Source organism: Allobosea lupini, assembly GCF_900109525.1.
Lineage (GTDB): Bacteria > Pseudomonadota > Alphaproteobacteria > Rhizobiales > Beijerinckiaceae > Allobosea > Allobosea lupini.
This window is the reverse complement of record NZ_FOAN01000011.1, coordinates 14,013-35,718: the sequence shown is the minus strand read 5'-3', so window position 1 is coordinate 35,718 and position 21,706 is coordinate 14,013. Positions and strand designations below refer to the sequence as shown.

Below are 21,706 nucleotides of genomic sequence, written 5' to 3'. Positions count from 1 at the left end.
CGCGGCGACTGGACTACTGCACGGTCTCGTTGGGATAGACGCCCCAGAGCCGGTCCTGCTTCATATAGCCGGACATCTTGCTCACCGTGACGCGGCACCAGCCATTCTGGCAGGACTGGACATTGGCGATGACGCCGGGCTCGAGAGTCGCCACCACCGGCGCGCTGTCGCTGGTCGTCTCGCGCAGCGAGAAGGTTTCGCCCTTGTTCTTCGACCAGGGTGAGACCAGCACGGTGCGCCGTCCCGAGAGCAGGCTGTGCAGCACCCAGCCCTCGGTGCCGTCGGCATCGCGCACGCGGCGCCATGTCTCGAATTCGGCGGTGATCTCGACCGGCAAGCCGGCGCGCTGGAACACCCAGCTGGTGCGGTGCTCCTTCGAGGGCCCCTCGCGCAGATTGACGCGGTCCGACTTCAGGCTGACATAGCGCGGCAGCGGCAGGCCGGAGACCGGGCCGTTGGCGACCTCCTGAGCCAAGCTTGGCATCGCCGGCAGGGCCAGGCCCGCCGCAACCACAAGGCCGAGCGCTACGCGCATCGTCTGAACCGTCATCCCACCCACTCCTCGCCTGTCCCGCTTCCGGCGCATTAGCGCCAAAGGGTCAGGTTGTGTTCCGCCGCAACGCTGCTAGAGAACGAAACGGCCGCCGACCGTCGAAACGGCCCGACTCAATTCCTGATGCGCCTCGGTTAATGGGGGGTTGAGGCGGAATGGCGACGCTGCGGCCACTGGTCGCGCCCGGCCGGGCGCAGCGCCGGCAGTATCGGAGCCTGAGGGGCATCAAGGAGCCGCCATGACGAAGAAAAAGCCCCTGGTCGTGGTTACGCGCAAGCTTCCGGCCGTGGTCGAGACGCGCATGCGTGAGCTCTTCGACGCCAGGCTCAATCTCGACGACACGCCAATGAGCCAGGCAGCGTTGGTCGAGGCGATGAAGACCGCCGACGTGCTGGTCCCGACCGTGACCGACAAGATCGACGCCGGGCTGATCGCCCAGGCCGGCGAGCAATTGCGCCTGATCGCCAATTTCGGCAACGGCGTCGACAATATCGACGTCGCCAGCGCGGTGCAGCGTGGCATCACCGTGACCAACACGCCGGGCGTGCTGACCGACGACACTGCCGACATGACGATGGCGCTGATCCTCGCCGTCGCCCGGCGCATCGCCGAGGGCGCCCGCATCATCACCGACGACGAATGGGCCGGCTGGTCGCCGAACTGGATGCTGGGCCGCCGCATCACCGGCAAGCGCCTCGGCATCGTCGGCATGGGCCGGATCGGCCAGGCGCTGGCCAGGCGCGCCGCTGCCTTCGGCCTGTCGATCCATTACCACAACCGCCGCCGGCTCGACTCGCGCATCGAGGAAGCGCTCGACGCGACCTATTGGGATTCTCTCGACCAGATGCTGGCGCGCATGGACGTCGTCTCGGTCAACTGCCCGCACACGCCGGCGACCTATCACCTGCTCTCGGCCCGCCGGCTCAAGCTGATGAAGCCCGACGCCATCCTGGTGAATACGGCTCGCGGCGAGATCGTCGACGAATCCGCCCTGTCACGCATGCTGGAAGCCGGCGAACTCGCCGGCGCCGGGCTCGACGTGTTCGAGCACGAGCCGGCGGTCAATCCGCGCCTGCTCAAGCTCGCCCGCCAGCACCGCGTCGTGGTTTTGCCCCATATGGGCTCGGCCACACATGAGGGCCGCGCCGACATGGGCGAGAAGGTCATCGTCAACATCAAGACCTTCATGGACGGGCACAAGCCGCCGGATCGCGTCCTGCCCAGCATGCTCTGAGCCCTGGCAGCGCCTCTCGTCATGTGAGGCGCTCCGAGCCGCATCGGCACGCGCCTAAACGCGTGGCCGGCAAGCTGGTGCTGCTGCCCTGACGGGGCTCAGCTGGCGCGGGCGGTGGCGAACTGGCCGGCCTTGCGGAAGCGCCAGAGATAGCCGGGCACCTCGGCCTCGGCCGAGACCGGCGTGATGCCGAGCCCCTGCAACGTCCGGCCTTCCTTCTCGGCCGTCGCGGAGACGACATTGTCGCTCTCGAGCAACTTGACCTGGTCGCGCGTCAGGATGAGCTCGTTCGGCAAGATGCCGAGCGTCAGCATGTCGGCGAGCTCGAGGATCTGGCCCTGCAGACGGGCGAGGCCGAAGGGGACCGGCACGATCAGGCGCTTGCGGCCGGTGACCTCGCAGACATAGTCGACCAGCTCGCGCAAAGTCTTCACCTCGGGACCGCCGAGCTCGTAGGCCTTGCCGGCCTCGGCCTTGCCGTCGATGGCGCGCGCGATCGCTTCGGCCACGTCGCCGACGAAGACCGGCTGGAACTTCGTCTGCGCACCGGCGAGCGGCAGCACCGGCAGCATGCGCACCAGCGAGGCGAAGCGGTTGAAGAAGGTGTCCTCCGGCCCGAACATCACCGAGGGACGCAGCACGATCGCCTGCTTGACCAGGGCCTGGACCGCAGCCTCGCCTTCGGCCTTGCTGCGGGCATAGACGGACGTCGACTCTGCGTCGGCTCCGAGCGCGGAGACCTGGACCAGGCGCTCGACGCCGAAATGTGCGCATGCCTGCGCCACGCCGCGCGCGCCTTGCGCCTGTACCGAGGCGAAGTTCTGCCGGCCCTTCTCGCGCAGGATGCCGACGAGGTTGATCACTGCATCGGCGCCGTTGACGGCGGCCGCGACCGAATCGGGATAGCGCAGATTGGCCTGGACCGCGGTGACCTGGCCGACGCTGCCGAGCGGCTGCAGGAAGCCGGCGAGGTCCGGGCGGCGCACGGCGGCGCGCACACGATAGCCGCGCCGCGCCAGCGCCCGCACGACATGCCGCCCGAGGAAGCCCGAGCCGCCGAAGACCGTGACGAGTTGCGAAGCGGGAGGCAGGACCGTCATGATGACGCGAAGCTCCGTTTGGAAGCGCTGAAAACTGGCTCTATTGTGCCTGTCCTAGTGCATAGCAGCGCGGCTGTGAAGGCGGTGAGACGCCGCCCGCAGCGCGACCGATACACTATTGTCAAAAAGCCGGCTTGGGCCGTTGACAGGCGCGTTCGGCCCCCGTAAACGAACCGCCGTTGCCCAGGTGGCGGAATTGGTAGACGCACCAGCTTCAGGTGCTGGCGCTCGCAAGGGCGTGGAGGTTCGAGTCCTCTCCTGGGCACCATTTTTTCAAGGGTTCTACCAAGCCCTTGAGGCCGAAGGTTTTTCCTTCCGCATTGGAAATGACCTGTCGCCCGGCCTGTGTAGACGGGCGGGATAGAACCGTCGTGAGAATGCCGCGCCCTGCGAGGCGGGCAGGCAGCACCTTCTCAGCTTTGCGTGCGCGCTCCCTGTGAGCTCCAAAGGCGTCTGGAAAAGAGCACCCGAAAGGCCGCAACACGGCTCCTGGTCTCGCCGCGCACGCCTTCCACGATGATTCGGATCCTCTCCGGCCCCCAGGATCCGCAGCGCGCTTTCGCCCAGACGGAACGTTGCGCGATGCGCGCTACCGGCTCGATATCGATCTTGCTACGACGATCGCAGCGCAATGGCAGCATTGTCGATCGGAGGTCGCTTGAGCATCCGTCGCCATCTCGGGTCCTGGGACTATGTCATCGTCGGCGCGGGTTCGGCGGGCTGCGTGCTCGCCAACCGCCTCAGCACCGATCCCCGCAAGCGCGTGCTGCTGCTCGAGGCCGGCGGTTCCGACAATTACCACTGGATCCATATCCCGGTCGGCTATCTCTACTGCATGGGCAATCCCAGAACCGACTGGGGTTACAGCACGGCACAGGAGAAGGGTCTCAACGGGCGTGTCCTCGCCTATCCGCGCGGCAAGGTCCTCGGCGGCTGCTCGTCGATCAACGGCATGATCTACATGCGCGGCCAGGCGGCCGACTATGACGGCTGGCGCCAGCTCGGCAATCCCGGCTGGGGTTGGGACGAGGTTCTGCCGCTGTTCCGCAAATCCGAGCGGCATCACAATCTGACCGGACCGTTCCATGGCCAGGAGGGCGAGCTGCGGGTCGAGCGCCAACGCCTGTCCTGGCCGATCCTCGATGCCGTCCGCGAGGCCGCCGAGGAGATCGGCGTGCCGAAGATCGACGATTTCAATGCCGGCGACAATTTCGGCTCGGCCTATTTCGAGGTGAACCAGAAGGCCGGGTTCCGCTTCAACGCGGTGCGCGCCTTCCTGAGTCCGGTGCGCAATCGCAGCAATCTGACGGTGCTGACGCAGGCGCAGGCCGAGCGCATCGTCTTCTCCGGCAAACGCGCGAGCGGTCTCGAGCTGCGCCTGAAGGGGGAGCCCGTCCAGATCGACGCCGCCGGCGAGCTGATCCTCTCGGCCGGCGCGATCGGCACGCCGCAATTGCTGCAGCTCTCCGGCGTCGGGCCGGGAGCGCTGCTGTCGCAGCACGGCATCGCCGTCCAGCACGAGCTGCCCGGCGTCGGCGAGAACCTGCAGGACCATCTCCAGATCCGTACGGTCTTCAGGATCACCGGCGCGAGGACGCTGAACGAGCGGCAGGCGAGCCTGTTCGGCAAGGCCGGCATCGCGCTCGAATATGCACTGCGTCGCTCCGGGCCGATGGCGATGGCGCCGAGCCAGCTCGGCATCTTCATGCGTTCGGACGAGCGTTTCGCCACGCCCAACATCGAATTCCATGTCCAGCCGCTCTCATTGGAGCGCTTCGGCCAGCCGCTCGATGCCTTTCCGGCGATCACGGTCTCGGTCTGCAATCTCAGGCCGGATTCGCGCGGCCATGTCCGGATCGTCTCGGCAGATCCCTTCGCGCATCCGACCATTGCGCCGAATTATCTCTCGGCCGACAGTGATCGTGAGGTCGCCGCCGCTTCGATCACCGCGGCGCGGCGCCTGATGGCGACCAGGCGAATGCAGGCATTCAAGCCGGAAGAGCTCAAGCCCGGCATCGCCGTTCAGGAGCCCGCCGAACTGGCGCAGGCAGCAGGCGACATCGCCACCACCATCTTCCACCCGGTTGGAACCGCGAAAATGGGCGTCGACGCGATGGCGGTGGTCGATCCTGAGCTGCGCGTGCACGGTCTCGAAGGCCTGCGCGTCGTCGACGCCTCGATCATGCCGACGATCGTCTCGGGCAACACCCACGCACCGGCCGTAATGATCGCCGAGAAGGCGGCGCAGCTCATGACAGCGAGCCAGCCCGGCAAAAGTGCGTAGCCGTTTTGCGTGGATACGAAAGACAGAGCCTTGAGGGCGAACCTGCATTCGCCGGAAATGCTCTAGACCCCTGCCTTATCGCAATGCCTGCGAACGCGCGATCGCCTCCATCGCCGGCAAAGGCAAGCCTGGTCGCAGCCGCTACCGCCCGGCGCCAATTCCGTCGAGCAGGGTCGTGACGGCCAGTGCCGCGACCTGGTCGCTGCTGGCGCCGCTGGCGCGCATCCATTCCGGCACGCGGTTCAGCCCACCGAGGAAATACGGCACCAGCAGGTGCAGGTCGATGCCGGCATCGACCTCGCCACTGGCGACGCCGCCGGCGAAGAGATCGAGCCAGAGCCGGGTATAGGTTTCGCGCATCTTGCGGCTGCGCCGTTTGATGACCGGCGGCAGATGCTCGTAGACGTGCATGTGCTGCTGGTCCTTGCCGACCAGGCTTGCCACATGCACCCCGACCGCTGCCGAGAGCCGGCCCGCGAACGGCGCATCGGCCGGCAGGCTGCGGAGCGCCTCCGCGACCCGGGCATGGAGCGTTTCGATGCCCTGGTTGAGGATCTCCTCGACGATCTCGTCCTTCGACTTGAAGTGGTAGTAGAGGCTCCCGGCCTTCATATCGACCAGCGCCGCCACCGCCCGCATCGTGCAGGCAGCGTAGCCCTTGCGGACGATGATCTCGGCAGCGGCGGCGACGATCTCGCCGCGCATCGGGCTTGGCTTCGTCACCTGCGCTGTCGCGGTCCCTGCCGGCCTTCTTGCGCTGCGTACTCTCATGCCCTGCCTCGCGCGCCCTCGGCTCTCGCGCGGCCGCATTCCGGCCGAATGCCCGTTCCGCGACGGGACGCAGGCTTTCGTCACTATCGCCCCTCGGGGCACCGATCAAGGCGACCCGTCAAACGTTCGTTTCGGGCTCACGCGCGCCACCGGCGCCGATCTTCTTTCCGTTGTTCGCCGGGATCACCCCGGCACGGCGCATCCCCGTCCCAGGCCGATCAGGCTTCTCGCTACGGCGGAGTTCAGTGCCGGCTGCCTCCCCTCAGAACAGGAAGTAGCGCTGCGTCATCGGGAGGGAGGTCGCGGGCTCGCAGGTGATCAGCTCACCATCGACGCGCACCTGGTAGTTCTGCGGATCGACCTCGATCTTGGGCGTCAGCGCATTGTGGATCATGTCCTTCTTGCGGACGCCGCGCGTGCCCTTCACCGCCACCAGCTGCTTCTTCAGGCCGAGCTTGTCGCCGATCCCGTCGTCGAGCGCCGCCTGCGAGACGAAGGTGACCCCGGTCTTGCCGCGGGCGCGCCCGAGCACGCCGTACATCGGCCGGTAATGGACCGGCTGCGGCGTCGAGATCGAGGCGTTCGGATCGCCCATCGGCGCGGTGGCGATCATGCCGCCGACCAGCACCAGCGACGGCTTGATGCCGAAGAAGGCCGGCTTCCACAGCACGAGGTCGGCGCGCTTGCCGGTCTCGACCGAGCCGATCTCATGGGCGAAGCCATGGGTGATCGCCGGGTTGATCGTATATTTGGCGACATAGCGCTTGCAGCGGAAATTGTCGTTGCGCGCGCTGTCCTCCGGCAGCGGCCCGCGCTGGACCTTCATCTTGTGCGCAGTCTGCCAGCAGCGCAGCGTCGTCTCGCCGATGCGTCCCATCGCTTGCGAATCCGAGGACATCATCGAGAAGGCGCCGAGATCGTGCAGGATGTCCTCCGCCGCGATCGTCTCCTTGCGGATGCGCGATTCGGCGAAGGCGACGTCCTCGGGGATCTCAGGGCTGAGGTGGTGGCACACCATAAGCATGTCGAGATGCTCGTCGATGGTGTTGATCGTGTAGGGCCGGGTCGGGTTGGTCGAAGAGGGCAGGATGTTCTCCTGACCGGCCGCCGTGATGATGTCCGGCGCATGGCCGCCCCCCGCCCCTTCCGTATGGAAGGAATGGATCGCGCGGCCTTTCGTCGCCGCGAAGGTGTCACCGACGAAGCCGCTCTCGTTCAACGTATCGGAATGCAGCCCGACCTGAACGTCCATCTCGTCGGCGACGGAAAGACAATTGTCGATCGCCGCCGGAGTCGTGCCCCAGTCCTCGTGCAGCTTGAGGCCGATGACGCCCGCCCGGACCTGCTCGCGCAACGGCTCGGGCAGGCTTGCATTGCCCTTGCCGAGCAGGCCGACATTGAGCGGCAGGTCGTCGATCGCCTCGAGCATCCGGTGGATGTACCAGGGTCCCGGCGTCACCGTGGTGGCGAGCGTGCCGACAGAGGGTCCCGTGCCACCGCCGACGAGTGTGGTCGTGCCGCTGGTAAGCGCCATCTCCGCCTGCTGCGGACAGATGAAATGGATATGGGCGTCGACGCCGCCAGCGGTCAGGATCTTGCCCTCGCCGGCGATGACGTCGGTGCCGGGGCCGATGACGATGTCGACGCCGGGCTGGATGTCGGGATTGCCGGCCTTGCCGATCGCGGCGATGCGCCCATCCTTGATGCCGACATCGGCCTTCACGATGCCCCAATGGTCGAGGATCACCGCATTGGTGATGACGAGGTCGGGCACCTCGGCGGCATTGCGCTGGCTCTGGCCCATGCCGTCGCGGATGACCTTGCCGCCGCCGAAAGTGACTTCCTCGCCATAGATCGTGTGATCAGTCTCGATCTCGATCACGAGCTCGGTGTCGGCGAGGCGGATCCGGTCGCCCTTGGTCGGGCCGTAGAGCGAGGCGTAATTCTCGCGGGTGATGCGCACCATCTCAGGCCTCCAGTCTGCCCATGATCCTGGCGTTGAAGCCGTAGACCACCCTGTCGCCGTCCAGCGCCACCAGCGTGACCGTGCGCGATTGTCCCGGCTCGAAACGGACCGCTGTCCCCGCCGGAATGTCGAGCCGGAAGCCCCTGGCCGTCTCGCGCTCGAACTGCAGCGCCGCGTTGGTCTCGTAGAAATGATAGTGCGAACCGACCTGGATCGGCCGGTCGCCGGAATTGGCGACCTCGATCGATCGCCGCTCGCGGCCGGCATTGAGTTCGATCGTGCCGTCCTCGATGAAGAACTCGCCCGGGATCATCGCGCCGCCTCACGGAATCGGGTTGTGGACGGTGACCAGCTTGGTCCCGTCCGGGAAGGTCGCTTCGACCTGCACGTCGTGGATCATCTCCGGAACGCCGTCCATGACGTCCTCGCGCGTCAGCAGCGTCGCGCCATAGGACATCAGCTCCGCCACGGTACGCCCGTCGCGCGCGCCTTCCAGGATCGCCGCCGAGATATAGGCGACGGCCTCCGGATAGTTCAGCTTGACGCCGCGTGCCTTGCGCCGTTCCGCCAGCAGCGCCGCGGTAAAGAGCAGAAGCTTGTCCTTCTCGCGCGGAAGCAGCTCCATCGCCTTCCCCCATCCTCGCAGTCGATCGTTTCAGGTGGCCCAGATGCGCGGCGCCTCGGCCATCTTGCCCTGCCCCAGGCTCCGAAGCACGTTCCATGCCCGCACGAACAAGGCCTTGCCCTCAGCGACCCGTGGCCCGAGATAGCGGCAAACCACGGCCTCTTCGAGCTGGCTGACGCAGAAGACGCCGTCTCCCGCCGCGCCAATCGCGGCCCGCACCTGCTCCGCCGCATTCTCGGCGACCGTGCCGGCATAGACCATCGTTCCCCAGCTCGGCTGGCGGGCCAGGGAAAAGGCAGCCTCCAGCAAAGGCGAGCCGCCCTGCAGCTCCAGGCGCTCGAACCAGATCGGCCGGCCATCTCGCACGATCTCGATGCGCTGGCTAAGGCGCCCCGTCTCGAAACGCTCGCCGGCCGCCGGGCGCCCAACGCACAGGAAGTCCCAGCCGACATAGGTGGCGTCGGCGGCAAGCGACACCTTCGTCTCGATCCGCGCATCGGCCCCGTCGAAGACGATGGTTTCCTGCGGCAGGTATTCGCAGACCCCGCCGGCCCCGATCGCGACATCGACCGATTGCATGCTGGCGCTGTGTTCGCTGCGATAGAATTTCGTCGCGCCCGGGGTCGTCAGCAGCGCGCGCGCTCCGGCGTCGAGATGGAAGCGCAGATCGAGGCGGTCGCCGCCCGCGACCCCGCCCGGCGGGTGCAGCAGGTAGACATGGCAGGTCCCGTCCTTCTCCGGGTGGAACGGCCGCTGCACGACGAGCGGGCCGAAATGCCGGCGGCGGACGAGGCGGGTCTTGCCGGCATTCAGCGCGAACCACAGCTCGAGCTCGGCAGGCCACGCGCTCGGTTGCGCCGCATACTGGGCGCGAGCCGGCGAAGCCACGGTCGAATGGGCCGGTTCGGAGGATCGAGTAGGCACGATTGCGTTCATGGACCGCGCTTCAGCCGGCGTAAGCCGCCTCATGCTTCAACCGAGAGCAATTTAGAGCCTGTATTATCATCGTTCGCTCATTATTTGAGCAATTTCGGCAATTGATCCTCGATCGAGCGTTGACGAATGTCCGGATCGAAGCTGTTCTGCAACCGGATACTGACGCCTCGCCTCGCTTTGGGATAGTTTTCGGACTTTGATCCCTGCTCGGGCAGGACCGCGTCGAAAACGGGGTTCAGCATGTTGAAAGCCATAGCCATCCGGCGCGCGGTTGATGCGGCCGCGCAAGGTGAGCCCGTGCTTGGTCGCGCGGTCCTCGAGCACGACGCCCGGCATCTGCGCCGGCGCATGATCGAAACCATCGATGGCGACAAGGTTCTGGTCGATCTGCCCGAAACCGTCGTGCTGTCCGCCGGAGACGCCCTGGCGATCGAGGGCGGCGGCCTGGTCGAGATCGCCGCCGCCGACGAGCCGCTCTATGCGATCAAGGCCCGCGATCCGCTGCATCTTGCCGAACTCGCCTGGCACATCGGCAACCGCCATCTCGCCGCGGCGATCGCGGCGGACCGCATCCTGATCCTGCGCGACCACGTCATCAAGGCCATGCTCCAGGGGCTCGGCGCTGAGGTCGAGGACATCGTCGCGCCCTTCGATCCGGTGCGCGGCGCCTATTCCGGCCACGGCCACAGTCACGCACATGACCATGGACACGATCACGGCCACAGCCATGACCACGCCCACTCGCATGATCACGGGCACCACCATCACGATCACGGGCATTCCCATCGTCATGGGCATTCCCATGGCGACGGGAAGCACGATCACCGTCATGGCTGAATCCCGCGCGGGAAGCCTGTAGGCTGTCGGCCATATCCATTGCTCGAGGCTCTGCGCTCATGATCTCGAAGAACGGCCCCCTCCGCATCGGCATCGGCGGCCCCGTCGGCTCGGGCAAAACGATGCTCACGGAGAAACTGTGCAAGGCGATGCGGGAGGACTACTCGATCGCCGTCGTCACCAACGACATCTACACCAAGGAAGACGCCATGGTGCTGGTGCGCCGGCAGGCGCTGCCCGAGGAGCGCATCGTCGGCGTCGAGACCGGCGGCTGCCCGCATACGGCGATCCGTGAGGATGCTTCGATCAACCTGCAGGCCATCGCCGAGATCAACCGGCGGATCCCGGACCTCGACATCGTCTTCATCGAATCCGGCGGCGACAACCTGGCGGCGACCTTCTCGCCCGACCTCGCCGACCTCACGCTCTATGTGATCTCGGTGTGTCAGGGCGAAGACATCCCCCGCAAGGGCGGGCCTGGCATCACCCGATCCGACTTCCTCGTGATCAACAAGAGCGACCTCGCGCCTTATGTGAACGCCGATCTCGACGTGATGCAGACGGATGCGGCCCGGATGCGCGGCAAGCGCCCCTTCGGCTTCACCGATCTCTCGCGCGGCAAGGGCCTCGACACGATCGTCGATTTCATCGTGGCGCATGGCGGCTTGCGGACGCCGCACGCCAGCGAGGCCAGCACGGCCGGGGCCTGAGAGATGGACGGCGCCCCAACCTCCGGCGGCGACCGGGATGCGCTCCCGCTGCATCTGCTGCGCCTGGTGAGCCAGGGCCTGCCGGTCGGCGGCTTCTCCTATTCGCGCGGGCTCGAAGCGGCCGTCCACGCCTGCTGGGTCTCAGACGAGGCGAGCGCGCGCGACTGGATCCTCGGCACGCTCAGGGCCAATGTCGCGCAGCTCGACGGCGCGCTGTTCTGGCGCATGGCGACGGCGCTGGAGAATGGCGACCAGGAGCGCTTCCTGATGGCCAATGCCTGGCTCGGAGCCGGGCGCGAAAGCCGGGAATTCCAGCGCGAGGACAAGCGGCAGGGCGAGGCGCTGCTGCGGCTGCTCGCCGATCTCGACGTCCCCGCCGCCCGGCATCATGCCGGCGACGCGCTGACCTACGCCGCCGCCTTCGCCCTGGCCGGCCAGCATTGGCGTATCGCCCCGGAAGCGGCCCTGAAGGGATTTCTCTGGGTCTATGTCGAGGGGCAAGTGACTGCTGCGATCAAGCTGGTACCGCTCGGGCATACCGCCGGCCAGCGCCTGCTCATCGAGGCCGCCACCGCCATCGGCGAAGCCGCGGCCCGGGCCCGCGCGCTTCGCGACGACGAGGTCGGCAACCTCGCCCCCGCGCTGGCGATGGCGAGCGCCTGGCACGAGACGCAGTACAGCCGCCTGTTTCAGTCCTGAAGGCGGAGGGCCGGCGCCTATCGCAGCGGCGGGGCGTAGAGCACGCCGCCCATGTTCCAGAGCTGATTGAGCCCGCGCGGGATGCCGAGCTTCGAGCCGGTGCCAAGATTGCGTTCGTAGATCTCGGCATAGTTCCCGCCCGCCTTGACGGCGCGGACCGCCCAGTCGGCCTCGACGCCGAGCGCCTTGCCGAAGCCGCCCTCCGCCCCGGTGAAGCGACGCACGTCGGGCTTCTGCGACTTGAGGGCATCGTCGAGATTGGCAGCGGAGACGCCGAGTTCCTCGGCATTGACCAGCGCGAAGTTCACCCATTTCACCACCGTGAACCAGGGGAAGTCGTCGCTGCGCACCACCGGCCCGAGCGGTTCCTTCGAGATCACGTCCGGCAGCACGATCGCCTCTGCCGGCTTGGCCAGCCTGAGCCGCTCGCCATGCAGCGCCGACTGGTCGCGGGTCAGGACGTCGCACTGCCCGCCCTCGAAGGCGGCGAAGGCCTCGGCAGCACTCGGATGGACCTTCTCCTCATAGGTCATCGAGTTGGCCTTGAAGAAATCGGCGAGGTTGAGCTGCGTCGTGGTGCCGGCCTCGACGCAGATCTTCGCCTTGTCGAGCGACAGGGCTGAATCGACCTTGAGCGCGCGCTTCGCCAGGAATCCCTGGCCGTCGTGATAGGTGATGCCGGCGAATGCCAGCCCGAGCTCGGCCTCGCGCCCGAGCGTCCAGGTCGAGTTGCGCGCCAGGAGGTCGACCGTGCCGGCCTTCAGCGCATCGAAGCGCTGGCTCGCCGACAGCGGGGTGAAGGCGACCTTGCCGGCATCGCCGAGCACGACCGCCGCGACGGCGCGACAGAAATCGACGTCGAAGCCACGCCAGGAACCCTGGGCATCCTTCTCCGAAAAGCCGACCACCCCTTCGCTGACGCCGCATTGCAGCGTGCCGCGCTGCTTCACGGTGTCGAGCGTGCCGGCAACAGCAGGAAGTGCGAAGCCGACAAGGGCGGCGAGGCAAAGACCGCTGCGGGCAAGCCAGGAGGCGTTCGACCAGGAGACCTTCGACATGTCTGTCCGTTCCTTCTGCAGGTCGGCGGAAGCGGCGGGGTCGGTCATAGCGTTGCCTTGTGGCGGATGACGACCTTGGTACCGAGCGGCACGCGCTCGTAGAGGTCGGCGATGTCGCCATTGGCGAGCCGGAAGCAGCCAGACGAGATCGCCTGGCCGATCGTCTCCGGCTGGTTGGTGCCGTGGATGCGGAAGACGGTCGAGCCGAGATAGAGCGCGCGCGATCCCATCGGATTGCCTGGACCGCCGGCCATGAAGCGCGGCAGATAGGGCTGGCGCTGCAGCATCTCCGGCGGCGGGCGCCAGTCCGGCCATTCCGCCTTGCGGCTGACCTGGACCTGGCCTGACCAGGTGAAGCCCTCGCGGCCGACGCCGATGCCGTAGCGCAGGGCCCGGCCATTGCCCTGCACCACATAGAGGAAGCGCTCGGCCGAATGGATCACCACGGTGCCGGGCGCCTCGTTCGAGCGGAACAGCACCATCTGGCGGGCATAGGGGCCCTCGGTGATGCTGACCTCCTCGGTCGAGACGCGGCCGGGCTCGTCGCCGATGTCCATCGTCTCCTGCAGCGCCGCCGGCGGGCGTGGCTGCGCCGCCGCGACGCCCGGCAGGGTAAGAACCGGCGCCAGCCCCAGTCCGGAGACGATCAGGCCATGCAGGGCGGCGCGAATGATCTCTCTCATCTTATCGCCTCCGTTCAGCCGCAGCGGCTGTAGATGAAGGTGCCGTAGCGGGCATGCACATCGGGATCGACGAAGCGCGCCACGAATTCCTTCGGCTTCACCGACAGCAGCTCGCGGTCCTGCGGATCGCCGGCCGGCGCCTCGAAGCCGAGATAGGTCTTGCCGCCCGCTCCGGCCTTCAGCCTGAGCTCATAGAGCTTGGGATCGTCGGCAGCGTGCATCATCACGCCGTCGCCCGGGCCCTGCGCAATGACATAGGGCTGCTTGCACTGTGCCCGCGCCTCGGCTTCCGTGCGCTTGCGGTCCTTTTCCGTATGAAAGGAGGCGACACCCCAGCGCCCGACCAGGGCATCGCGCGAGATCCCGGCCGGAGCCGGCGCGCTCGCCGCACTGCCCGAGGACGGCGACGACAATCCCTCGCCGCCACCGCAGCCAGCCAAAAGGAGCGGCAACGCGATGCCGCATGCCACGGCGCCCGCGGATCGCCGCATCGTATCTCGAGCATGTCCGAGTTCGATCGTCATCGTTCCTCCCCCTCCTTGCAGCACGATGGGCCATGCCGCGCTGCCGTCTCGGCCCCCTTATGCTCGTCCGGTCCCGGACGACCGCGGAGCCTGGACTATCGGGACGCCCGGCAAGCACTGCATCGATCATCCAGCCGTCCCGAAAGCGACCCGGGAAACGCATGAGAACCGCAAAGGCTGCCGCGATCAACCCATCCGCCAGCAACCGAATGAACCGCGACGATCGGCTGCCGGGCGCCAGCTCCAGCGAAGCGATAGGGCAACGCATGAAGACGGTCTGGCGACATCACGCAGACATCGTCAACTGGCCCAACTTGATAGTGCCTAACTGGACGTTCTGTCCGGGCCAGCTCCATGCTTCCATCACAACTGGACCAGCCGCATGTGTAGCCGATGACGCTCTACCTATGCCGATTTGAGACCGCCCCCAGCGGCCCCGACAGGACTTGGAATCGTTGACGGCCGCAGACATCGACCAGCCCGACCGGAACGACGAGCGCGCTGACGACGCGTCTCTCTCCGCCGCGGATATCGAGCGCTTCGGCAGCGATCCTGCCGGCACGTTCCGAGCGAATCTCGCCGGCGTCGAGGAGCGCATCGCCCGAGCCTGCGCGCGCGCCGGGCGGGACCGCGCCTCGGTTCGATTGCTGCCGATCACCAAGACCGTGCCGGCGCAGGTCCTGCGCTGCGCCTTCGCGGCGGGGATCACCGCCTTCGGCGAAAACAAGATCCAGGAGGCGATGGGCAAGCGCGAGGCGCTGGGTGATCTTGCCATCGACTGGAGCATCGTCGGCCATCTCCAGAGCAACAAGGTCAAGTACCTCACCCGCTTCGCCCGGGAGTTCCATGCGCTCGACAGCCTGAAGCTCGCCGAACTGCTCGACCGGCAGCTCGGGCGCGAGGGTCGCAGCCTCGACGTCTACGTGCAGGTCAACACCTCCGACGAGGACAGCAAATTCGGCCTGCATCCGGATGCGCTGCTGCCCTTCGTCGACCGGCTCGGGCAATTCCCGCGGCTGAAGCCACGCGGCCTGATGACGCTCGCGCTGTTCAGCTCCGACATGGCGCGGGTCCGCCCCTGCTTTGCCTTGCTACGCCGCCTGCGAAACGACGCGCTCTCGCGCCATCCCGGCCTGACCGGCCTGTCCATGGGCATGACCGGCGATTTCGAGGAAGCGATCGAAGAAGGGGCGACCGTGGTCCGGGTCGGCCAGGCAATCTTCGGCAAGCGCCCCACGCCGGACGGGCATTACTGGCCGGGCTTCGCGAAGCCCGGCTGACCTGTCGCATGAATCCCGGCCGCTAAGTACGGCGGGCTTCCCGCCAGGACGACCAGGCAGAGCCGCTTATTTCAACACGGCCCGCCCCTCGACCTTGGCCTCGACCGTGCCGAGGCGGCGGATATAGACCATCACCTCATTGGCCATCAGTTTGCCGTCGGTCAGGCCGATCAGCGTCTTGCCACGGCCGAGCGCGGTGTAGCCGTCACCGCCCGTCAGCATGAAGTTGTTGGTGGCGACGGTGTATTTGCCGGCCGGATCGATCTCCTTGCCGTCGACCTTCACCGAGGTGACGCGCGAGCCCTGCGGCTGCTTGAGATCGGCCTCGAAGGTGAGACCGGACACCACCGGGAAGCGGCCGGAGCCCTGCGGCGCATCGCGCAGGCCGTTCTCGATCGCGTCCTTCACATCCTTGCCGGTGATCTCGACCATCGACGTCGCGTTGCCGAAGGGCAGTTCGCTCAGGACGTCGCGCCGCGTCAGCTTGTGGCCGGCAGGATACTGCTTGTTGGCCCGGATGCCGCCGGCATTGGTGATGGCAAGCTGCGCGCCGGTCGCGGCCCTGATCGCGTCGGCGATCAGATTGCCGATCGCGGTCTCCTGCGTGCGGATCACGCCGGTGCGCGAATCGAGCGGGACGCCCAGCGTCGCGATCTCGATGTCGAGCTCCTTCGACAGCTCGGTCTCATAGCCCTTGACGATGGCGGCGACCTCGGGATCGGGCGTCGCGGCGCGGCTGTCGTTGACGCGGAAGGTCGGCGTCCACTCGACCTTGCGATTGGCGCCCTCGCCACTTGCCTTGGCGGCGATGTCGATCGCGGTGACGTAATTGCCCTCCTCATTCGACTCGACCATCACCACCTTGCCGTCATAGGCGATGGCGAGGTCGTGGTCGTGGCCGGTCAGCAGGATGTCGACCACGCGCGAGCGCACGATCTCGTAGTCCATCGCCCGGTCGGCATGCACCACCGCGACGAGGATGTCGGCGCCCTCTCCCTTGAGCTTGCGCGCCTCGCGCCGCAGCGCCTCCATGGTCGAGGAGAATTTCAGGTCGCCGGGATTGGAGAGCTGCGGCGTCGGGTCGAAGGTCGTGCCGATGACGCCGACCTTGATGCCGCCGAGCTCGAAGATCTGGGAATCCTTGTGGCCCGGCAGCGGGTTGCCGGCCGCGTCGCGCAGATTGGCCGCGAAGGTCGGATAGGTCTGGGCGGCAGCGAGCTTGAGATAGTTCTCCTTGCCGAAATCGAATTCGTGATTGCCGGGCACGAAGACGTCGATGCCCATCTTGTTCTGCATCGCGACGATATGGGCGCCCTGGTCGAAACCCGACATCAGCGAGGGCGAGTAGCAGTCGCCGGCATGGCAGAACAGCACGGGCACGCCGCGCGCACGCTCGGCCTTGGCGATGCCTGCAGCGCGGGCGAAGCCGCCTTTGCCCTTGTCGTCGCTCATCTTGTAGATGTCGTTGACGAGCAGCAGCGTGAAGCTCGCCGGTGGCGTCTGCGCCTTCGCCACGGGCGCGGTCGCGGCAAGGGCTGCTGGAGCGCCGAGGACGCGGAAGGCGTGGCGGCGGGTCATCTTGGTCATCGGCGCGAACCCCTGCGGTTTTGATTTGGTCGAAGACTAGCAAGAGCCCAGCCGCCTTGCGAGACCCCTGCTCACGCAGTGTCGCACCCCGTAAGGCCCGACTGGACGAAAACCGTAACTCGTCTAAATCACAGCCGAACGAAAGCGGATGCGATGAACCTCGAGCCGAGCTTGCCTCCCGACCACGTCAGCATCAGAAGCGGCCGCATCGGCGTGCTTCTGATGAACCTCGGCACGCCCGAGGGCACCACCTACAAGCCGATGCGAGCCTATCTCAAGGAGTTCCTCTCCGACCGCCGCGTCATCGAGGAACCGCGCTGGAAATGGTGGCCGATCCTCAACCTGATCATCCTGTCGACGCGGCCCAGCCGCAAGGGCAAGGACTACGCGACGATCTGGAACAATGAGCGCGACGAGGGGCCGCTCAAGACGATCACCCGCTCGCAGACGGAGAAGCTCGCCGAGCGGCTGGCGGGCGCTGCCGATGGCCGCATCACCGTCGACTGGGCGATGCGCTACGGCCTGCCGGATGTGAAGAGCCGCCTGAAGGCGCTGCTCGCGCAGGGCTGCGACCGCATCCTGCTGGTGCCGCTCTATCCGCAATATGCCGCGCCGACCTCGGCGACAGCCTGCGACCAGGCCTTCCGCGCGCTGATGGAGATGCGCTGGCAGCCGACGGTGCGGGTCGCCCATCCCTACTACGCCGACCCGGTCTATATCGACGCGCTCGCCACCTCGATCCGCGCCTCGCTCGGCAAGCTTTCCTTCGAGCCGGAGGTGATCCTCTGCTCGCTGCACGGCATGCCCAAGGAGTACCTGCTCAAGGGCGACCCCTATTATTGCCAGTGCGCCGTCACCGCCCGGCTGCTGCGCGACAAGCTCGGCCTCAGCGCGGAGCGCTTCCGCCTGACCTTCCAGTCGCGCTTCGGACCGGACGAATGGCTGCAGCCCTATACCGACGAGACCGTGAAGGCGCTGGCGCAGGGCGGCACCAAGTCGCTCGCCATCGTCGCGCCCGGCTTCTCGGCCGATTGTCTGGAGACGCTGGAAGAGCTCGACGGCGAGAACCGCGAGATCTTCCTGCACAATGGCGGCAAGGAGTTCGCCTATCTGCCCTGCCTAAACGATTCCGAGGAGGGCATGCAGGTGATCGAGGCGGTGGTGCGCCGGGAGCTGATGGGCTGGGTGTGAGCTAGGACGCTACCCCACCACGAAGCGCGTCACGCTCTCCACCACCTGCCTGGCCTGCAGGATGCGCCGGTGTCCCAGCCCGCTCGTCTCCTGCAAGGTGACGAACGGCCCGGCCGCCGCCAGCGCCTGCGCATGATGGAAGTCCAGTTCCCGGTCCTGCCGGTCATGGATCACCAGGGTCGGCAGGCCGATCGCCTCCAGCTGCCCGCAGCCCTCGAAAGCCTCGACCGGATTGCCGGCGACGCTGTGGATGCGGCGCTCCAGCGCCGCCTGGCCGCGGCGGCCAAGCCCGATCGTCGCGCCGAAATTGCGGGTGATCGTGGTGACGGAGGATGGCGCCGCGACCAGCGCGAGCCGATTCGACTTGACCCGCGGCTGGCCCGGCACGCTGCGGGCCAACCCCGCCAGGGCGATCGCCCCGCCGAAGGAATGCGCCACGATCGCATGCACTGGCGCAAAGACACGCGCCACCGCGGCGAGCGCGCCGACCCCGAGCGGGATGTTGAGCTCGGCCCCGGTCGAGGTGCCATGCGCCGGCATGTCGAAGGCGACGACGCGGAAGCCCTGCGCCAGCAAGGGCTGAACGAAAGCGGTCATGAACGCCGCCTCGCTGTTCCAGCCATGCAGCAGGATCACTGTCGGCGCCGGACCATCGCCATCTTGCAAGCGGGGCTCAGGTTCGAACAGATAGGTGCTGACCGTCCCGCACGGGTAGGATACCGCCTGCCGGATCGCCAGCGCGAGCCTACCGCGGGCGGCGATGATTGCCTTGCCGGTCCGGCTCTGTGGGCCGGGCGGGCGCGGCGGGGTACAGAAGAGCTTGAAGGCGGCGCGCCCGGCCGTATGCGGAGCAATGAAACTGCCGATGCGGACGAGAGGACGAATGACGCGGAGCGCTGTGCCGGGCATGATCGGAAACCTTGTTCGTTCAGCCTTGAACTATTATGTTCAGCGATGAACAAAATGCAAGAGCCAATTTCCGCACCGGCAACTGAGCCGAGTAGCACCGTGAAGTCGGGGCTTCCCTGGGACCTGCCGCGTTTCAAGAACTGGCTCGCGGTCGCGCGCATGCACCAGCTCTGGAAAAAGGTCTTCTCCGAGGCGCTGGCGCCGCTCGGCATCCAGCTGGCGCATTACGATGTGCTCGCCAACGTCTTCCGTACCCCCGGTCTGACCCAGCAGCAGCTTGCCGAGAAGCTTCTGGTCGGCCGCAGCGCCATGAGCATGCTCCTGCCCGAGCTCGAGCGGCGCGGCCTGATCGAGCGCCGCAATGACGAGGCCGACCGGCGCGTGCGCCGGCTCTGGCTGACCGGGGATGGCGAGGTCCTGACGCGCAAGGCGCTGGCGATCCACGCCGCCCGGATCGAGGCGATGATGGGCGTGCTCAGCGACGAGGAATGCAATGCCGTCGGCACGATGATGTGGCGGGTCGTCGGCTACCTCGAAGGCAAGCCGCCGCGCGAGCCGTCATCAGATGCTCGCAAAGGCACGCTTGAACCGAAGTCCCCGATTGCGCCGGAGAGCTGAGATGAATCCCACTGGCTTCGACATCGTCGTCGTCGCACTGGTCGCGCTGGTCATCCTGACCATCGCGCTCGGGGTCCGCACCATCCCGCAGGGCTTCAATTATACGGTCGAGCGCTTCGGCCGCTATTCGCGCACGCTGGGGGCCGGCCTCGGGCTGATCATCCCCTATATCGAGCGCATCGGCCACAAGGTGAATGTGATGGAGCAGGTGCTCGACATTCCCTCGCAGGAAGCCATCACCAAGGACAATGCCGGCGTGCGCATCGACGCCGCCGCCTTCTACCAGGTGCTCGATGCCGCCAAGGCCTGCTACGAGGTCTCCCATCTCGGCCAGGCGCTGATGGTCTTGACGATGACCAATATCCGCACCGTGGTCGGCTCGATGGACCTCGACCAGCTGCTCTCGCATCGCGACGAGATCAATGAGCGGCTGCTGCGGGTGATGGACGCCGCCGCCTCGCCCTGGGGCGTCAAGGTCACCCGCATCGAGATCAGGGACATCCTGCCGCCAGCCGATATCGCCGGCGCGATGAACCGTCAGATGAAGGCCGAGCGCGAGAAGCGCGCCGCCGTGCTCGAGGCCGAGGGGCTGCGCCAGGCCGAGATCCTCAAGGCGGAAGGGCAGAAGCAATCGCAGATCCTCGCGGCCGAGGGCCGCAAGGAAGCGGCCTTCCGCGACGCCGAGGCGCGCGAGCGCTCGGCCCAGGCCGAGGCAGCCGCGACCGCCATGGTCAGCGAGGCGATCAGCAGGGGCGACATCCAGGCCGCCAACTTCCTGATCGCCGAGCGCTATACCGAGGCGCTGAAGGCGATCGCGAGCGCTCATAACAGCAAGGTGGTGATCGTCCCGATCGAGGCCGCAGCGCTTGCGGGCACCGTCGGCGGCATTGCCCAGCTGACCAGGGCCGTGTTCGGCGAGGATGCGGCGGCGAAGCGGCGCGCCGGCTCCGTCCCGGCGGCGGGCCGCACGGAGGGCTGACATGCTCGACTGGTTTGCCTCCTTCGGCGGCTGGGGCTGGATCGTGCTCGGGCTCGTCCTGGTCGGTGGCGAGATGCTGGCGCCCGGCGTCTTCCTGCTCTGGCTCGGGCTCGCCGCACTGTTGACCGGCGCCGTCGTCGGGCTGACCGGGCTCGCCTGGCAGGGCGCCTGGCTGGTCTTCGCAGGCCTCGCCGTCGCCTCCGTCGTCATCGGTCGCGTCGTCACGCGCCACCGCAGCGACGAGCCCGACACCGCGAGCGGCCTGAACGATCGCGGCCGCCAGCTGATCGGCAAGGTCTTCAGGCTGGAGGCTACGATGACCGGCGGCGAAGGCCGCATCCGCATCGGCGATTCCTCCTGGCGCGTCACCGGCCCCGAGCTTCTCGCCGGCACCGAGATCCGCGTCGTGCGGGTCGATGGCGCGACGCTCGTCGTCGAGAAGGCCTGAGCGCCGACCTGCAGCGGCCATTCGCCTGACACGGGATTAAGCCCGGATTCATGCTGAATCGAGGGTTCACCATGCTGCTGAACCCTCGATTCACCGGGAGCCCGTCCAAATCCGCCTCCAAAGCGTCAGGACACGCAAGGAGGAGGCCATGGCGGGCCGGCACGGACCAATCGATTTCATCATCGCGGCGGCGCTTTCGCTGCTGATGCTGCTCATGGTGCGTCCCGCCCAGGCGCGCGAGGTCGTCGACTTCCCCGATTATCGCTACCAGCCCGGCACGATCCTGATCCGCACCGCCGAGCGCAAGCTCTACTACATCGCCGCGCCCGGCCAGGCGCTGCGCTACACCATCGCCGTCGGCAAGGCCGGCAAGCAGTGGCGCGGCGTCAAATATGTCGAGGAGCTCCAGGTCGATCCGGCCTGGAGCCCGCCGGCCGAGGTCAAGCGCGACAATCCGCGCCTGCCCGACGTGATCCCTGGCGGCGCCTCCAACAATCCGATGGGCGCACGCGTCATCGGCCTCGGCCCCGGAGGCCAATACGCCATCCACGGCACCAACAACCCGCGCTCGGTCGGCACTGCCGCCTCCTATGGCTGCTTCCGCATGCACAACAGCGACGTCATCGATCTCTACGCCCGGGTCCGCATGGGGACGCCCGTCATCGTGATGCCCTGACAGCCGATACGCGGCAAAGTCCCTCGCACCTAGAGCAA

Annotated in this window: 23 protein-coding genes and 1 tRNA gene; 12 read left to right on the top strand and 12 right to left on the bottom strand. The window is 67.1% G+C overall.

Annotation, left to right across the window (positions count from 1 at the left end):
• Positions 1-13: 13 nt before the first annotated feature.
• Positions 14-550 carry an SH3 domain-containing protein gene (locus tag BMZ21_RS25505; RefSeq protein ID WP_091841445.1) on the bottom strand — a complete coding sequence of 179 codons (537 nt, stop codon included), beginning with the start codon at positions 548-550 and terminating at the stop codon, positions 14-16.
• Between the two features lie 241 nt (positions 551-791).
• On the opposite strand from BMZ21_RS25505, the gene BMZ21_RS25500 reads away from it, so the two are divergent.
• A complete protein-coding gene (locus BMZ21_RS25500; RefSeq protein WP_091841442.1) occupies positions 792-1,787 on the top strand; it encodes a 2-hydroxyacid dehydrogenase in 996 nt (331 codons plus the stop codon).
• Positions 1,788-1,885: 98 nt separating this feature from the next.
• Here BMZ21_RS25500 and BMZ21_RS25495 read toward each other — a convergent pair whose 3' ends face one another.
• Positions 1,886-2,887, bottom strand: a complete 1,002-nt coding sequence (locus BMZ21_RS25495) for a complex I NDUFA9 subunit family protein (RefSeq protein ID WP_091841439.1) — start codon at positions 2,885-2,887, stop codon at positions 1,886-1,888.
• A 181-nt stretch (positions 2,888-3,068) separates the two neighbouring features.
• On the opposite strand from BMZ21_RS25495, the gene BMZ21_RS25490 reads away from it, so the two are divergent.
• Together BMZ21_RS25490 and BMZ21_RS25485 are read left to right on the top strand one after the other, a co-directional pair.
• Positions 3,069-3,155 (top strand) — tRNA-Leu (locus BMZ21_RS25490).
• Between the two features lie 390 nt (positions 3,156-3,545).
• Positions 3,546-5,171: a GMC family oxidoreductase gene (locus tag BMZ21_RS25485; protein ID WP_244544004.1), complete on the top strand. Its 1,626-nt coding sequence runs from the start codon at positions 3,546-3,548 to the stop codon at positions 5,169-5,171.
• 141 nt (positions 5,172-5,312) lie between these two features.
• Here BMZ21_RS25485 and BMZ21_RS25480 read toward each other — a convergent pair whose 3' ends face one another.
• The 5 genes from BMZ21_RS25480 to BMZ21_RS25460 form a co-directional block, all read right to left on the bottom strand.
• A complete protein-coding gene (locus tag BMZ21_RS25480) occupies positions 5,313-5,894 on the bottom strand; it encodes a TetR/AcrR family transcriptional regulator (protein ID WP_167561751.1) in 582 nt (193 codons plus the stop codon).
• Positions 5,895-6,204: 310 nt separating this feature from the next.
• Entirely contained in the window at positions 6,205-7,908 is a 1,704-nt protein-coding gene (gene ureC, locus BMZ21_RS25475; protein ID WP_091841432.1) for an urease subunit alpha, read from the bottom strand.
• A gap of 1 nt (position 7,909) precedes the next feature.
• Positions 7,910-8,221 carry an urease subunit beta gene (locus BMZ21_RS25470; protein WP_091841429.1) on the bottom strand — a complete coding sequence of 104 codons (312 nt, stop codon included), beginning with the start codon at positions 8,219-8,221 and terminating at the stop codon, positions 7,910-7,912.
• A gap of 9 nt (positions 8,222-8,230) precedes the next feature.
• Positions 8,231-8,533, bottom strand: coding sequence for an urease subunit gamma (gene ureA / locus BMZ21_RS25465; RefSeq protein WP_091841427.1), 303 nt, complete (start codon positions 8,531-8,533; stop codon positions 8,231-8,233).
• A 30-nt stretch (positions 8,534-8,563) separates the two neighbouring features.
• Positions 8,564-9,469 (bottom strand): urease accessory protein UreD, encoded by a 906-nt coding sequence (locus BMZ21_RS25460; RefSeq protein WP_091841425.1) that lies wholly within the window; start codon positions 9,467-9,469, stop codon positions 8,564-8,566.
• Between the two features lie 240 nt (positions 9,470-9,709).
• Between BMZ21_RS25460 and BMZ21_RS25455 the strand changes: the two genes are divergently transcribed.
• The 3 genes from BMZ21_RS25455 to BMZ21_RS25445 are packed head-to-tail and all read left to right on the top strand — an operon-like array spanning position 9,710 to position 11,715.
• A complete protein-coding gene (locus BMZ21_RS25455; RefSeq protein ID WP_091841422.1) occupies positions 9,710-10,306 on the top strand; it encodes an urease accessory protein UreE in 597 nt (198 codons plus the stop codon).
• A 59-nt stretch (positions 10,307-10,365) separates the two neighbouring features.
• The gene (gene ureG / locus BMZ21_RS25450; protein WP_091841420.1) at positions 10,366-11,016 is read left to right on the top strand and encodes an urease accessory protein UreG; all 651 of its coding nucleotides are present in this window, start codon (positions 10,366-10,368) and stop codon (positions 11,014-11,016) included.
• Between the two features lie 3 nt (positions 11,017-11,019).
• On the top strand, positions 11,020-11,715 hold the full coding sequence (locus tag BMZ21_RS25445; RefSeq protein WP_091841418.1) for an urease accessory protein UreF: 696 nt from the start codon (positions 11,020-11,022) through the stop codon (positions 11,713-11,715).
• A 17-nt stretch (positions 11,716-11,732) separates the two neighbouring features.
• Here the strand turns inward: BMZ21_RS25445 and BMZ21_RS25440 are convergent, their stop codons facing one another.
• The 3 genes from BMZ21_RS25440 to BMZ21_RS25430 are packed head-to-tail and all read right to left on the bottom strand — an operon-like array spanning position 11,733 to position 13,947.
• Positions 11,733-12,773 carry an amino acid ABC transporter substrate-binding protein gene (locus tag BMZ21_RS25440; RefSeq protein WP_091841416.1) on the bottom strand — a complete coding sequence of 347 codons (1,041 nt, stop codon included), beginning with the start codon at positions 12,771-12,773 and terminating at the stop codon, positions 11,733-11,735.
• A 44-nt stretch (positions 12,774-12,817) separates the two neighbouring features.
• Entirely contained in the window at positions 12,818-13,456 is a 639-nt protein-coding gene (locus BMZ21_RS25435; protein WP_244544003.1) for a L,D-transpeptidase, read from the bottom strand.
• Between the two features lie 14 nt (positions 13,457-13,470).
• A complete protein-coding gene (locus BMZ21_RS25430; RefSeq protein ID WP_091841772.1) occupies positions 13,471-13,947 on the bottom strand; it encodes a hypothetical protein in 477 nt (158 codons plus the stop codon).
• A 503-nt stretch (positions 13,948-14,450) separates the two neighbouring features.
• On the opposite strand from BMZ21_RS25430, the gene BMZ21_RS25425 reads away from it, so the two are divergent.
• Positions 14,451-15,260 carry a YggS family pyridoxal phosphate-dependent enzyme gene (locus BMZ21_RS25425; RefSeq protein WP_091841769.1) on the top strand — a complete coding sequence of 270 codons (810 nt, stop codon included), beginning with the start codon at positions 14,451-14,453 and terminating at the stop codon, positions 15,258-15,260.
• 66 nt (positions 15,261-15,326) lie between these two features.
• Here BMZ21_RS25425 and BMZ21_RS25420 read toward each other — a convergent pair whose 3' ends face one another.
• On the bottom strand, positions 15,327-16,847 hold the full coding sequence (locus BMZ21_RS25420) for a bifunctional metallophosphatase/5'-nucleotidase (protein WP_091841414.1): 1,521 nt from the start codon (positions 16,845-16,847) through the stop codon (positions 15,327-15,329).
• A 153-nt stretch (positions 16,848-17,000) separates the two neighbouring features.
• Here BMZ21_RS25420 and hemH point away from each other — a divergent pair, with 153 nt between their 5' ends.
• Complete coding sequence (gene hemH, locus BMZ21_RS25415; RefSeq protein WP_091841412.1) at positions 17,001-18,038, top strand: ferrochelatase; 1,038 nt, start codon at positions 17,001-17,003, stop codon at positions 18,036-18,038.
• 9 nt (positions 18,039-18,047) lie between these two features.
• Here the strand turns inward: hemH and BMZ21_RS25410 are convergent, their stop codons facing one another.
• Positions 18,048-18,947, bottom strand: a complete 900-nt coding sequence (locus tag BMZ21_RS25410; RefSeq protein WP_091841409.1) for an alpha/beta fold hydrolase — start codon at positions 18,945-18,947, stop codon at positions 18,048-18,050.
• Between the two features lie 54 nt (positions 18,948-19,001).
• On the opposite strand from BMZ21_RS25410, the gene BMZ21_RS25405 reads away from it, so the two are divergent.
• The 4 genes from BMZ21_RS25405 to BMZ21_RS25390 all read left to right on the top strand — a co-directional run bounded on the left by BMZ21_RS25405 (position 19,002) and on the right by BMZ21_RS25390 (position 21,668).
• Positions 19,002-19,565 (top strand): MarR family winged helix-turn-helix transcriptional regulator, encoded by a 564-nt coding sequence (locus BMZ21_RS25405; protein WP_091841767.1) that lies wholly within the window; start codon positions 19,002-19,004, stop codon positions 19,563-19,565.
• Position 19,566: 1 nt separating this feature from the next.
• On the top strand, positions 19,567-20,544 hold the full coding sequence (locus BMZ21_RS25400) for an SPFH domain-containing protein (RefSeq protein ID WP_091841406.1): 978 nt from the start codon (positions 19,567-19,569) through the stop codon (positions 20,542-20,544).
• A gap of 1 nt (position 20,545) precedes the next feature.
• Positions 20,546-20,992 (top strand): NfeD family protein, encoded by a 447-nt coding sequence (locus tag BMZ21_RS25395; RefSeq protein ID WP_091841404.1) that lies wholly within the window; start codon positions 20,546-20,548, stop codon positions 20,990-20,992.
• A 148-nt stretch (positions 20,993-21,140) separates the two neighbouring features.
• A complete protein-coding gene (locus tag BMZ21_RS25390) occupies positions 21,141-21,668 on the top strand; it encodes a L,D-transpeptidase (protein ID WP_091841401.1) in 528 nt (175 codons plus the stop codon).
• Positions 21,669-21,706 lie beyond the last annotated feature (38 nt).